Origin of the sequence: Mastigocoleus testarum BC008 (assembly GCF_001456025.1) — a bacterium.
Lineage (GTDB): Bacteria > Cyanobacteriota > Cyanobacteriia > Cyanobacteriales > Nostocaceae > Mastigocoleus > Mastigocoleus testarum.
The window spans coordinates 162,070-175,610 of sequence record NZ_LMTZ01000001.1; the positions used below are offsets into that span (position 1 = coordinate 162,070).

At 39.1% G+C, this 13,541-nt stretch carries 8 protein-coding genes and 2 pseudogenes; 9 read left to right on the forward strand and 1 reads right to left on the reverse strand.

What is annotated here, in order from left to right:
- Positions 1 to 20: 20 nt before the first annotated feature.
- The 7 genes from BC008_RS49195 to BC008_RS00570 all read left to right on the forward strand — a co-directional run bounded on the left by BC008_RS49195 (position 21) and on the right by BC008_RS00570 (position 9,577).
- The gene (locus BC008_RS49195; protein WP_161938053.1) at positions 21 to 176 is read left to right on the forward strand and encodes a hypothetical protein; all 156 of its coding nucleotides are present in this window, start codon (positions 21 to 23) and stop codon (positions 174 to 176) included.
- Between the two features lie 185 nt (positions 177 to 361).
- On the forward strand, positions 362 to 2,668 hold the full coding sequence (locus tag BC008_RS00545) for an OmpA family protein (protein WP_235595762.1): 2,307 nt from the start codon (positions 362 to 364) through the stop codon (positions 2,666 to 2,668).
- A gap of 83 nt (positions 2,669 to 2,751) precedes the next feature.
- On the forward strand, positions 2,752 to 2,931 hold the full coding sequence (locus tag BC008_RS51075) for a hypothetical protein (RefSeq protein ID WP_235595763.1): 180 nt from the start codon (positions 2,752 to 2,754) through the stop codon (positions 2,929 to 2,931).
- Between the two features lie 618 nt (positions 2,932 to 3,549).
- Entirely contained in the window at positions 3,550 to 7,623 is a 4,074-nt protein-coding gene (locus BC008_RS00555) for a DUF11 domain-containing protein (protein WP_058182938.1), read from the forward strand.
- Between the two features lie 221 nt (positions 7,624 to 7,844).
- Positions 7,845 to 8,177 (forward strand): type II toxin-antitoxin system PrlF family antitoxin, encoded by a 333-nt coding sequence (locus BC008_RS00560; RefSeq protein ID WP_027845363.1) that lies wholly within the window; start codon positions 7,845 to 7,847, stop codon positions 8,175 to 8,177.
- A 2-nt stretch (positions 8,178 to 8,179) separates the two neighbouring features.
- Positions 8,180 to 8,692, forward strand: a complete 513-nt coding sequence (locus BC008_RS00565; RefSeq protein ID WP_235595764.1) for a type II toxin-antitoxin system YhaV family toxin — start codon at positions 8,180 to 8,182, stop codon at positions 8,690 to 8,692.
- A 150-nt stretch (positions 8,693 to 8,842) separates the two neighbouring features.
- Positions 8,843 to 9,577, forward strand: a complete 735-nt coding sequence (locus BC008_RS00570) for a glutathione peroxidase (RefSeq protein WP_027845365.1) — start codon at positions 8,843 to 8,845, stop codon at positions 9,575 to 9,577.
- 179 nt (positions 9,578 to 9,756) lie between these two features.
- On the opposite strand, the pseudogene BC008_RS47340 reads toward BC008_RS00570, so the two are convergent.
- Positions 9,757 to 10,654, reverse strand: a pseudogene (locus BC008_RS47340) (ISKra4 family transposase); the annotation flags it as partial.
- Positions 10,655 to 10,676: 22 nt separating this feature from the next.
- Between BC008_RS47340 and BC008_RS49200 the strand changes: the two are divergent.
- Positions 10,677 to 10,904: a hypothetical protein gene (locus BC008_RS49200; protein WP_072207668.1), complete on the forward strand. Its 228-nt coding sequence runs from the start codon at positions 10,677 to 10,679 to the stop codon at positions 10,902 to 10,904.
- Positions 10,905 to 11,329: 425 nt separating this feature from the next.
- A pseudogene (locus tag BC008_RS51080) lies at positions 11,330 to 13,404 on the forward strand (AAA-like domain-containing protein).
- Positions 13,405 to 13,541: the final 137 nt, after the last annotated feature.

A 13,541-nucleotide genomic window follows, 5' to 3' on the forward strand; every position in this document is an offset into this window, starting at 1 on the left:
GAGTCAGAACAGAACGCGTCTTGACAGACGTTAGCGGAGCGGGGCGTAAGCACAGCAGAAGTCAGAAGTCAGAAGTCAGAAGTCAGAAGTCAGAAGTCAGAAGTCAGAAGTCAGGATTCAATTCTCAAACCCTATCTATTAACATTGTACTTGTTTTATCAACATTATCTACGTAATTAGCTGCGAACAGAATTATTTATATCTAATATTCAAGAGGAATTTAAGCTGATAAGGGAATGAAAAAGTGAATAAGTAAACAAGAAAATAAATATACATTTAATTTAAGTGTTTTCATGTCCCTAGTCAGTCTGTGATTAACAAATAAAAACTATATAGGTAACAGTATAAAAACTTGATTTTTATGAATAGAAATAATATTAAATATATAAAAAACAATAAATCTTCTCCCACCGCTAAGACATTAATGTCTGTCGAGAAAAACAAAAATAGTTTTGTGTTCACCCCACGCACCGCATTTACGATTAAGAACGTCAAGGCTTTATTCCACACAATACCTGCTTGGTTAATACTGGGAATACCAAATATCACTCTCGCTCTAGAGATAAGCCACCCAGAGATAATACATAGAAAAACAAAAAATATAGAGATGTTGCATGCAACGTCTCTACGACAGGGTAAATCTGTGCGTATCGTAGTTAATAGCAACCAAGACGGGGCGATTCAAGCTGATAATACTTTGACTTTGCGAGAAGCAATTAAAATTGTTAATGGAACTTTACCTGTAAATAAACTTAGCAATGCCGAAAAACAACAGGTTAAACCCGTAAATGGTTCGTCACAAATTGAATTTAATTTACCCCAAGAACAAACCACTATTGCATTAAGGTCAATTTTACCTCCACTCAAAGCTCCTGGATTGGTTATTGACGGTACAACTCAACCGGGATACGACTCCAATAAATCTGCAACTGCTGAAATTGCTATTCCTATTCCCGTAGTAGAAATTACCCCTGCTGACAACCAGAAAATATTTCGCGGTTTAACTGTAGTTGCAGATAACATCACAATTCGGGGACTAAGTTTATATGGTTTTACCTCCGAACATGGTCCCACCGAAAGTACACCCCCTGCAGATATTTTTATCTCGAATATCGTTTACCCAGAAAGCTCCTCTTCCAAAATAAGAGAAGTGGAGTTCAAATCTCTAAAGCCACCAAAAAATGTTGTAATTGAGAATAATTGGCTCGGTATTACTACTGAAGGAAAAATGCCTGAAAGCACCTCAGCTTTTGGGGTATCTGTATTTAATGCAGTAGGGACGAAAATTATTCGCAACCGTATTGCTCATCATGATGGAAGTGCAATAATTACTGGTATCCGGGCGGACAAGATGCAAGCCCGAGAAAATATTATTGTTGGTAATGGTATCGCTGGGATGCCTGATGCTATTAGGCTAGACGGTTCAATAGCTCGCTCAGAAATCACTTCTAACTTGATTTGTGCTAATGACGGTAGTGGTATATTTTTATTCAAGCCTGAAGGTTCAGTAAAAATTAAAGATAACCAAATTAAATTTAATGGACGACGTCTGCGACGGGCTGCAGTATACTTGATGGGTAATAATCATCAGGTATTAAATAACCAAATTACCAATCAAGTTGGTTCTGGAGTTACTGTTACTTCCTATCCTAAAAGCCGAGGTAATCTAATTCGTGATAACAGTTTTGCTAATATCGAAGGATTGAGTATTGACCTCAACGCCAGACATAATGCTGGAGTTCGCGATTTTCAGCAAGGTGATGGACCCAATCCATCCCGCGATTCTAACAACCGTCGTTTGGATACGGGAAATGCTGGGATTAATGCTCCCGAGTTTCTCAGCCCGGAGTTTATGATTATTAACGGTAAAGTCTATCTTGATGGTAAAGCTGACCCCGGTACAGAAATTGATATCTATCGTGTCAGTCCTAATAGCAAACAATCTATTGACTCATACCCCGCTTATTCTCCCTTAAGAAAAATTATCGCTAAAGTCAAAACTAATGAAAAAGGTAGATTTGGGGCGATTTTAGATAATCTTCAACCAGGGGATATGGTGAGTGCGATCGCAACCTTACCTAAAGATGGTACCTCCGAACCTGCAGCAAATGCAGTTGTGGTTACACAAATCGGCGAAAAACCTATCAAAATACCACAACCAGGAGAAATTCCCCAATGTACCAGTCGTCCTCAACCTCCGTCACCTCCACCTCCTGAACCAATACCCGAACCAATTCCTGAAGTTAATCCTGAATTACCACCAGCACCGATTCGTTTGCGAGTACCGAGAAATATTCACTTTGGTTTAGATAAGGATTTTATTAGTTCAAAGAGCGCCCAAGTTTTAGATCGAGTTGCTGAAGTTTTAGAACAATATCCTACTATTGTCATTGAGCTTCAAGGTCATACCGACTCCCGCGCTAGCGTTGCTTATAACCAAGATTTAGCAAGACGCAGAGCAAATAACGCCAGAAAATATCTGATTAAAAAAGGTATAGCTCCCGAAAGAATGACTATCCGTTCCTTTGGAGAACGTCAATTACTTACAGACGAAAGCGATCGGGTTGAATATGCTCGTAATCGTCGGGTAGAAATAAGTTTCTTCGATGTTAGGGGGATAGATATCATTTTTGACAGCCAAGAGGAGGATTTGCAAATAGAAAAATAAACCCGGAGATACGCCTTACACCAACAAATAATGTAGAGACGCGCCATGGCGCGCTCTACCCGACGAACCACAATTCAAACGATATGACACAACCAAAATTTAAAAATAAATACCGTGTAGAATCCACCCGTTTACCCAATCGCGATTATGGGGCTAATGGTTGGTATTTTGTGACTATTTGCACCAAGAAATCTATCGATTATTTTGGTTGTGTGGTTTCGGGTCAAATGCAATTATCACCCATTGGGGAGATTGCTAAATAATTCTGGGCAGATATTCCTAATCATTTTCAAAATACCCGTATAAATGCTTACATAATTAGGCATAATCATGTCCACGGCATTGTTGTTATTGATCGTCCCACAGATGTAGAAACGCAAAATACCAATAATCTAGAAACGCGACACACCAATAGCGCAGAGACGTGCCATGGCGCGTCTCTACAAACCACGGGTAAAACGAATAAATTTGGTCAATTAAAACGTGGTTCATTACAGGCAATCATCAATGCGTACAAATCTACGGTTACCCGTTGGTGTCGCAAAAATGGTCATGATAATTTTGCATGGCTACCCCGATACTACGAACATATCATTCGCGCCGATGATTCTTTAGAGCGAATTCGGGAATATATCATTAATAATCCTGCTAAATGGGATAAAGACAAAAATAACCTTGCCGATTTATGGATGTGACACGCAGTATAAAGAGGTAGCGGTGCTACGTCTTTGCAGTAAATGGAAAAAACAGTAATTATACGTATATATAAACATTTTTCTAATGGGAATTATATAAAAGTCAAATCTTCAATAGATTTTTTCCTATTAAACCAAATAAATAAAAAAATACCAAATATCTCCGTATTATTCAGGAATTAAAGAATGAAATCTTTACTTAATTACTTAAGAAACCTTGAAAAAGGCTCCAACCGAAAACTTGCTACAAAATTCTTAGAAAGTCGCAATGATAGAATAGCTCTCCCCAAGACTAAGAAATATAGAAGCTTCAAAAAGTCTAAACAACTTTATTCTTGGGTACCTGTAGTCGGTTGTGCTGTCAGTAGTTTAATGATATTCGCGGGTGAAGCCCATGCCTCAATTTTAATCAACAAGGAGTTTAACCCGATTACAGTTACTGAGTACGAGAAATCGACACTGAGGATCAGATTCTTTAACAATAATTCTGGTGCGGCAACTGGTGTTAATGTTACAGATAACTTACCTGATAACGTTATTATTGCTAACCCTCCTAATATTACGAATAACACTTGTGGTGGAACCGTCACAGCTAATGCTGGTGAGAGTGCGGTTATGATCGCAGGTGGTACCATCCCAGCAGCCTCTGGTGGGGCTGGTGAATGTGAATTTAGTGTGGATGTCGTAGCCACGAAACCTGGTACTTTCGTCAACCAAATTCCGGCAAATACTGCTTCTTCTTCTCAAGGTTCTAATGCCTTGAAAGCAGAGGCTACGATTACGGTTAATCCTGCTGCACCCATAACTGGTAGTAAGTCTTTCTCTCCGGGGGTTCTTCATGGTAATGGTACTCCCACAACCATGACGATTACGATTAATAATCCCAACGCATTTACTACGAATAATCTCAGCTTTACTGACAACTTACCGTCAGAGTTAAAAGTTGCACCAGCACCTAATGCTTCCACTACTTGTGGTGGGACGCTAACTGCTGCTCCTGATAGCACTTCAATTGCTTTGAGCGGCGGAACAATTGGCTTAAATAGTTCTTGTACCGTAACTGTAGATTTAGTAGCAAGCGATCCAAATAATTATTTGGATGAAGATGTTACTAATACAATTCCTAGCAGTGGTGTCACCACTGATGAAGGAGTAACCAACAGTCAACCGATTCAAGGAACCCTCAAGGTACAAACTGGTGCTTTTGTCAGTAAAACTTTTTCTCCCGGCACCATAAAAACTAGAAAGACATCAATATTAACCCTGACTCTGAGCAACTTTAACACTGGTGCGATTTCTGGAGCCGACCTTACCGATATTATCCCTGAAGGTGTTAAGGTAAGCGCACTTCAATCTAACAGTTGTAATGGGAGTGTCAATATTGTTGATAATGGTGGAATTAACGACGAAGTTCAATTGACTGGTGGTACGATTCCTGCTGCACCAGCAGGTGACGGTGCTGGAACTTGTGAAATTAAGGTGACAGTAACTGCTGATGAGGAAGGTAATTACGTTAATGATATCCCTGCAGGTAATTTTAATGGAGTTAATTACCCCGGCGATAGTGACAATTTAAAAGTTATTAGCCCTGTCTCCTTGGGAAAAAATATCTCACCAAGTTCCCTGATTCGAGGTGAAGTAGCTACTGCGACTTTGACACTAAGCAATGATTCTGACACAGCTGCGAACATCACCTCTTTTGTAGATGATTTAACTACAATGGGTACGGGTTATACCGTTGCTGCTAGTCCTACTCCCTCTACAACTTGTCCTGGTGGTACGGTAAATGCTCCTGTTGGTGGTACAACGGTTTCTATGAATACAGGTCAGATTCCAGCTGGTAGTGGTGGTAATCTGGGGACTTGTACTATTACCTTTGGAATTCTTGTCGGCGATAATGCTGTTGGTAGTAATAGAACGAACAGAATTCCTAGAAATGGTTTGAAAACTGATATCGGTAATAATTCCAATACTGCTAAAGCTACATTATTTGTCGAGGGTAAGGCTCAAGTTGACAAAAACTTCTCTCCAGACATTCTCACTCAGACAGAGGAAACAACTCTAACAATCACATTTACCAATACCCAAAATGCTGATGCGACCATCACTTCCTTCACGGATGATTTAAAAACAATGGGTACGGGCTTTGTTGTTTCCGATAGCAGTTCACCTACAACAACTTGTGCTGGTGGTACGGTTAATGTTTCTAGCGATAAAACTGTTATTACAATGAATAGCGGTGTCATTCCTGCTGCTACAGGTTCAGATGCTTCCGGTTTTGGAAGCTGTACCGTCACCGTTCCTGTAAAAGTAGAAATAAATGCTACTACTGGGAAAAGAGAAAATAAAATTGATATCGGTCAATTACAAACCACCCTTGGCGATAATGCACTTGCTGAGACTTCTGACTTAACAGTGAAAAATGCTGTTGTTCTGAGCAAAGCATTCTCTCCCGAGAGTTTGCGAATTGGGAATATCACCCGTTTAACAATTACCGTTACCCGCGACAATGCAATATCTACACTTACGGGTATTAATCTGAGTGATAACCTACCCAGCGGTCATACAATTGCTGCTACTCCTAATGTTGCGAACAGTTGTGGTGGTACCGTCGATGCACCTGCTGGTGGTAACACAATTACTTTAACTGGGGGTCAGTTACCTCCAGCAAGTGCAGAAAACTGTGAAGTTAGCGTGGATGTACTCGGACCTTCCACACCTACAAGTGCTACCAACACAATTCCTGGAAACACCTTAACTACAGATCAGGGTGCAACTTATGAAAAAGATGTCAACGCAAATGTCTCTTGGGTAGATACTTTCCTAACTTTAAACAAAGCTTTTCAGCCCAACAGTATTACTTTAGGACAGGACACTACTGTTAAGATTGTAATTATCAATAAAAATCCTAACACTATCAATTTAACCAACGTCGAACTAAAAGATATATTCCCCTTGGGAATGTCAGTTGCTAGTAATCCTAATCCTAGTTTTTCCGGTTCTGGTTGTAGTGGTGGAACAATTACAGCAAATCCTGGCGACACTGAACTTACACTGACTGGTGGAAGCATAAATGCTGGTAAGCAATGTACCCTATCAGTTAAAGTCACTTCTAATTTTGCCGGAAATTTGACTAACGAATTACCAGAATCATTAGTTGTTTCTGCTGAAGGGGTAACCAATAACAATAAACCATCAGCAACTCTAACTTTACTTGGTGTTGCCGATATTGTTTTAGCGAAAAAAGACGATGGTAGGTCTTCTATTCCTCCCGGTGGAAGCACGACTTATACTATTGAAGTCAGGAATGATGGTCCGAATAATATTGCAGGAATTGGAGTTGAAGATGTTGTTCCTAATGGAATGACTATTAACAGTTGGACTTGTACAGCTACAACTGGTTCTAATTGCAATGAAGCTTCTGGTACGGGGAATCTTAGCACCACTGTTAATTTAGCCAATGGTGGAGTAGCAACTTTTGAAGTAGAAGCTGAAATTGATGAAAATGTTACTGGCAAGATTAAGAATACTGCGAAAGTAACAGTACCCCCTACCGTTAACGATCCCGACCCTGACAACAATGAAGATTCTGATGAAAACTTAATTGGTTTACCAAACGTACTTCTAGTCAAACGGATTACCGCGATTAACGGTGGAACCCAAAGTGTTAATGGTGAAGACTTATCTACATACAATCCTGACAGCAACGACCCTTATGATGATAACGATATTACCGTAGCTGACCCTGTAAATCCTGGCGATCCGAAAAAAGATACCGATAAATGGCCTGATAATGATAATAATGGTCAGCCAGATGAATTTTTAGTTGGGGGTATATATGGGGGTAACGTAAAGCCAGAAGATGAGTTAGAGTATACTATCTACTTCCTCTCATCCGGTGATGATACAGCCAAAAAAGTATTATTCTGCGATCGCGTTCCCACAAGTACTACTTTTCTCCCCACCGCTTTCAATAGTTTTTCACCTCAAGCAACTGGCGGTTTAGCAACTGGAGATAAAGGAATTCTCTGGCAATATAACGATATTACCCAATCTCTAACTAATGCTCAAGATGGCGATGCAGGTCAGTATTTTGCTCCTGGTGTAGATCCGAAAACAGTTTATCCCGATATTGATTGTGGTGGTGACAATACTAATGGTGCGGTGGTTGTGAATTTAGGTAATATACCTAATGCCACTGCTCCTGGGGTTCCGACTAATTCCTATGGTTTTGTCCGCTTCCGGGGACAGGTGAAGTAGAAACCGTTTTTGAAACCACGATTAATTGTAGAGACGCGACATGTTTCCCTGCGGGAACGCTTTGCTAACGCGTCTCTACATTATTTTTTAGGTAACGCTAAATTAATATTCATGCTTATGACATAGCTATCGTTGACAAAACAATGCAGTTGCATTACCTTTGTCCTAGAATTAGTTCTAGAATCTGATTGACAACTCAAAGTTTGTTACTAGAAAAAGCTATGGCTGAAACATTCAATTTTCAAGCAGAATCTACTCTTACTGACCGATATCAGACTACAGTCCCAGAAAGTGTGCGAAAAGCATTGCACTTAAATAAGCGTGATAAAATTCACTACATTATCCAACCAAACGGTCAAGTCATAATGTCCCGCGCTCAACCGGAAGGTGAAGATCCAGTGTTGGGAAAATTTTTAAATTTTCTTGCTCAAGACATGAGCAATAATCCTCAGAATATAAAAGCTATTAATAATGACTTATTTCATCGCACTCAATCCCTAGTTGGTGATGTAGATTTAGATCTTGATGCGCCACTATCTGACGAGGATGAATAAACTTGTCAAACCGCGATCTATCAGATATGGAGCCATTAAAAATTAATGGATGGAGCATCTTTGCACATTCTCTTTTTCTCAACCAACTTGAAGAACTTTTAAACCAAGTCGAGCTGCTACGTCAAAAAGATCCCCAGAATTATCGTAAAAAGAATGCTACAAAACGTTTAGCTGCGATCGCTAAACTCGTGTTTGAAGTGATTCCTCAAGACCCAACACGTAGTGAGTACCGCCAAGGTGCTACCCTAGGAGAAGATTACAAACACTGGTTTAGAGCTAAATTTTTCCAACAGTACCGACTCTTTTTTCGGTATCACCAAATAAGTAAAATTATTGTATTTGCTTGGGTCAATGATGAAAACTCCAAGCGAGCTTATGGAAGTAAAACAGATGCTTATCGAGTTTTTCAGAAAATGCTTGAAAACAATTGTCCCCCAGATGATTGGAATACTCTTTTGAAAGAAGCAAAAGCTGAATGCGATCGCCTCGAAAAAGTTATCGATACAGAAATTTAATCTTTACTTTGTTCTCTAATTCCTTTTATCCGCCGAGAAAACAACTAACCGCGAAAAACTATCTCATTTGCACTTGACAACTCATACTCATTACGAGTACGTTTATAATAATGAAATTCAAATTAATTTAATTACTAAGGAGATAAATTTATGCTTCCTAATAAAGAAGGACAAAGAGTACCTACAGTTACTTTTCGCGTTCGTAAAGACGGTCAATGGACTGACTTAAGTACAGATAGTTTGTTTCTCGGGAAAAAAGTAATTGTTTTCTCTTTACCTGGAGCTTTTACCCCAACTTGTTCGTCAGCGCATCTGCCAGGTTACAACAACTTAGCTGGTGTTTTTAAAGAAAATGGTGTTGACGAAATTGTTTGTATCTCTGTTAACGACACTTTCGTCATGAATGAGTGGGCAAAAGATCAGGAAGCAGATAATGTAACCTTAATTCCCGACGGTAATGGTGAATTTACTGAAGGAATGGGAATGCTGGTTGATAAATCAGATCTGGGCTTTGGTAAGCGCTCTTGGCGTTACTCCATGTTGGTTAACGATGGGGTAGTCGAAAAGATGTTTATTGAACCAGAAGAACCAGGAGATCCATTCAAAGTTTCCGATGCGGAAACCATGCTCAATTACATTAATCCCCAAGCCGTTCAGCCTAAAAATGTTTTCATCTTTTCTAAAGAAGGTTGTCCTTTCTGCGCTCGTGCGAAAGAAATGCTCAAGCAAAATGGCTTGACCTATGAAGAAGTTAACTTGGGTAAAGATTATTCCACTCGTACCCTAAAAGCTGTTGCGAATGCAACCAAAACCCCTCAAGTATTTATCGACGGTAAACTGGTAGGTGGTTCTGAAGAATTAGCAGATTACTTTGGTGTAAACTAATACCAGTAAACGTATTAGCAGCTTGATATATTTTATCTTGACGGTTGACTCAAAAAATATTCTTCGCAGTTCCAGGAAATAATGTAGGGACCTAGCATTGCTAGGTCCCTACATTATTTTAGGTTATGAAGATTTAATTTTTATTTGGGTGCGGCTCTTTTAGGAAGACGATATGAGCCTCAGACAGGTATTGGGAGAGCGGGAGGAGAACTAATAGAGCAGTGAGCTTGAATTAATCTTTTCATCAAAGGAATGTCATCTTTATACAAAGCTAGGTGGTTACGTTTATGCTCTTGTTTTAAGTGAAAACGCCAATATTCATACCAATCACCGCTAATATAAAGGGAGCGAAGACGTAATACAGCTTCGGCACCTTTTAAACTCCATCTAGCTCCAGTAATATCCATCCGGTCTTTGATTAGATGACGGCAAGCGCCTTCAATAATACCAGTGGCAATGGGGAGACCTGCTTTTAGGTAGCAATAAGCCCAAAGGGCATCTGCGAAGCAATCGTATTTGAGGTAAGGGGCATTATTGAGTAAGTATCTGGCACAAGTATCTACTGGCTTGCGTCGTAATGGATTAAATTTGAGCTTTGTAGCGCTACGACGCATGCCGGCAGCAACTAGACTGGATTTACCTTCAAGGATAAGAAGTAAACGTTTACTTACCCAATCCTCTGCTTCTTTACTGGTATCTTCATGGAAAACAAATGCAGCCTTCCACAGGTACTCGATCACATGAATAATATCAAGGACAATGGTTAATTTGAGATTGTGTTTGCGAGCAAATTTCTTTGGACGCGTCCTTGCGGACGAACAACAGGGATAATTGTGTCTTATTACCATCAACCAAAGCACAAAAATGCTTTTGTTGATTTGGGTCACGCTGCAATGCTTCATCAAATGCTTCAGAGATAACTTGCTGTGGCTGTTGAACTAAACTTGCCCAAACACGTTTACCTATTGGTTTAGGACGTTTAATTTTTTGTTCTGATTCTTCTGTATTAACGATCTGTTCAGGTGTGCGAACAAAGGAGTTGATTGTATAAACACAAGCCACTGTCGCCATCCGCTTTGGTCAAAATACTTTGCTTGGAATGTATCGCTGGCTCATTCTTTCTTTAACTGCTTACTTTATTGCTCACTGGACTTATTTATCTACTCACTCGTTGTTACCACCTGATTGTGGTGAAGCCGCACAAATAGCCCTGGAATCTATCTTCCCAAAAATTGTAGTGTCTCTTCTTTTACTTGATATTGAGCGATTAATTTCTCTTGCACGTAGTTCTGGTTTTGACATCCATATTTCCAGGTGCAAGATCTAAGTCAATTGTATTAATTAGCTTATTTAAAGTTATCCGACGTTTAACTCTGATAGTTGTATTTTTATCCTTTCCTGAATACTGTTTTACTTATTTGACTAACTCCTGTAGTTCGCGATCGAGACTATTGTCTCTCTCCTGAGAATCATTTTTCATCAATGGATTTGGTAAGGTCTATTATGGTATCTTTCCCAACCTCTAACTTTTACGCAAAAGTGATTAAGTTTTTTCAAGTATTGTCTCGAATTGTGTGAGCCTAAAAAAATAATGTAGGAAACAGAGGAAATGTACCTCACCTGTTTGCAAAGTGCTGTATTTACTAATTTCTTAGGGCTTTAGTATTGTTTTTTTGAGAAAATTATATATCTTATTTCATTGCAGCTTTAATTATTAATATGTACAAATAAATAATTATTGACCTATTTAGCATGAGTCAGTATTCTCTAATTGGTAAGACGCTGCGCGGTCGTTACCAAATTCGACAAAAAATAGGAGAAGGGGGATTTGGGGATACATATCGGGCAATTGATTTTGATTTACCCGGTAAACCAACATGTGTCGTAAAACACCTTAAGCCAAAAAATCGCCATCCAGCACTTTTAGAAATTGCCAAGAAAAAGTTTGATCGAGAAGCACAAACTTTATATCGCTTGGGTAATGGAAATGAACAAATACCCAGGTTATTTGCCCATTTTGAAGAAAAGGGAGAATTTTATTTAGTTCAAGAATTCATTGATGGACACGATTTAACAAAAGAAATTTGTTCTGGTGAACCAAAAAGTGAGAAGGAACTAATTAAATTATTACGAGAAATCTTAGAGGTCTTAGCTTTTGTCCATCAACAGAATATTATTCACCGGGATATCAAACCGCAAAATATTAGACGACGAAAAGATGGCAAAATAGTTTTGATTGACTTTGGAATAGTCAAGGAAATTGCGGCTTTAGGAATCCATCGTCAAGGGGAAATTCCCCGAACAGTTGCAGTCGGGACTCCTAATTATATGCCTAGCGAACAACAATCCGGTCGTCCCCAACTTAGCAGTGATATTTATGCACTGGGAATAATTGCTTTTTTGGCTTTAACTGGGTATAGAAATCCAGGTACGCTACCACGAACTCCAGATACGGGTGAATTATCCTGTACGTTGTTTCCAGAATTTGAAAATATCAGTACGGCTTTTGCAGAAATTTTAGATAAGATGGTGCGCTATGACTATCGTCAGAGGTATCAAAATGCTACTGTTGCCCTAGAAGCTGTAGATAATTTATTAGAGTTAGAGCAAGCACCAACGATGCTTGTAGGGGTAAACCCAAATATAAATAAAGTACAGCCAAATACGAATCTAAATAGGGGTACTTCTATCGAGTCAGAAAACACTTCTCTATTTGGGAAAGTTTTTGGATTTGTCCGAAATTTTTGGAGTGAAAGTAAATCGGGAAATTCTTCACCATCAATTACTTCTAATTCTGGGTCTAATTCAGGTAGTTTTGAGCAACCAGAAGGACAAGTAAGCTTAAATTCAGCTTTTTATATAGAGCGTCCGCCAATTGAAGATGATTGTTATGAGACGATTTTGCAATCGGGAGCATTAGTTCGAATCAAAGCACCGCGACAAATGGGAAAAACTTCTTTGTTATCCCGCATTTTGGATTTGCCACAAAGCAAAACTGTCAATCTGCATATTTGAATTTGCAATCTGTAGATGTAGAATTTCTCAACAGTTTGGATAAATTCTTGCAATGGTTTTGCGGTAGCATTGCTCAGGAGTTAAATTTACCGAATAAATTATCAGAATATTGGCAGGGTGTACTGGGTAGTAAAAACAATTGTACGAACTACTTTCAAAGATATCTGCTTTCAGAGATGACAAACCCGTTAGTTTTAGGTTTGGATGAAGTGGATCAGATTTTTCAGCATCCTGAGGTAGCAGCAGAATTTTTCGCCTTATTACGAGCTTGGCATGAAAAGTCAAAGAATCAGAAAACTTGGCAAAAATTGAGATTGGCGATCGTTCACTCCAAAGAAGTTTATATCCCTTTAAATATTAATCAATCACCATTTAATGTGGGTTTACCCATTGATTTACCAGAGTTCAACCACTCACAGGTAGAGGAATTGGTGCAAAAGCATGAGTTAAATTGGCTTGGGGAAGAAGTTAAGCAATTAATGACAATGGTGGGAGGACATCCTTATTTGGTGCGCAGAGCATTATATGAAATTGCCCGTGGCAGAATAAGCTTATCGCAGTTAATACAAATAGCTCCCACGGAAGAGGGAATGTTTAGCGATCATTTGCGCCGCCATTTATCTAATTTGCAACAAGATGAAAAATTACTTGCGGCAATGAAACAAGTTATAAAATCGAGAAGCAGTGTACGTTTAGATACTAAATCAGCATTCAAACTACGTAGCATGGGCTTAGTAAAATTTCAGGGAAATGATGTCATACCCTTGTGTAACCTATATCGACTATATTTTCGAGAAAATTTGAGGGGATGAGCAGGAAATGTCGCGAGCAAAAGATGTGTATATTTTCTAAATGTTGCCAAGATTTAAATCTTAGACATTATGAAAGGAATCAGAATATCAGTAGCTTTCTCACCACACTGTATGTAAGCATCACAATTACTTGTATA

What these genes read in the sequence shown, in the direction of transcription:
- BC008_RS00545 (WP_235595762.1), top strand. Translation starts at nt 362, where the DNA reads ATGAATAGAAATAATATTAAATATATAAAAAACAATAAATCTTCTCCC.
- BC008_RS51075 (WP_235595763.1), top strand. Translation starts at nt 2,752, where the DNA reads ATGACACAACCAAAATTTAAAAATAAATACCGTGTAGAATCCACCCGT.
- BC008_RS00555 (WP_058182938.1), top strand. Translation starts at nt 3,550, where the DNA reads ATGAAATCTTTACTTAATTACTTAAGAAACCTTGAAAAAGGCTCCAAC.
- BC008_RS00560 (WP_027845363.1), top strand. Translation starts at nt 7,845, where the DNA reads ATGGCTGAAACATTCAATTTTCAAGCAGAATCTACTCTTACTGACCGA.
- BC008_RS00570 (WP_027845365.1), top strand. Translation starts at nt 8,843, where the DNA reads ATGCTTCCTAATAAAGAAGGACAAAGAGTACCTACAGTTACTTTTCGC.
- BC008_RS49200 (WP_072207668.1), top strand. Translation starts at nt 10,677, where the DNA reads ATGTATCGCTGGCTCATTCTTTCTTTAACTGCTTACTTTATTGCTCAC.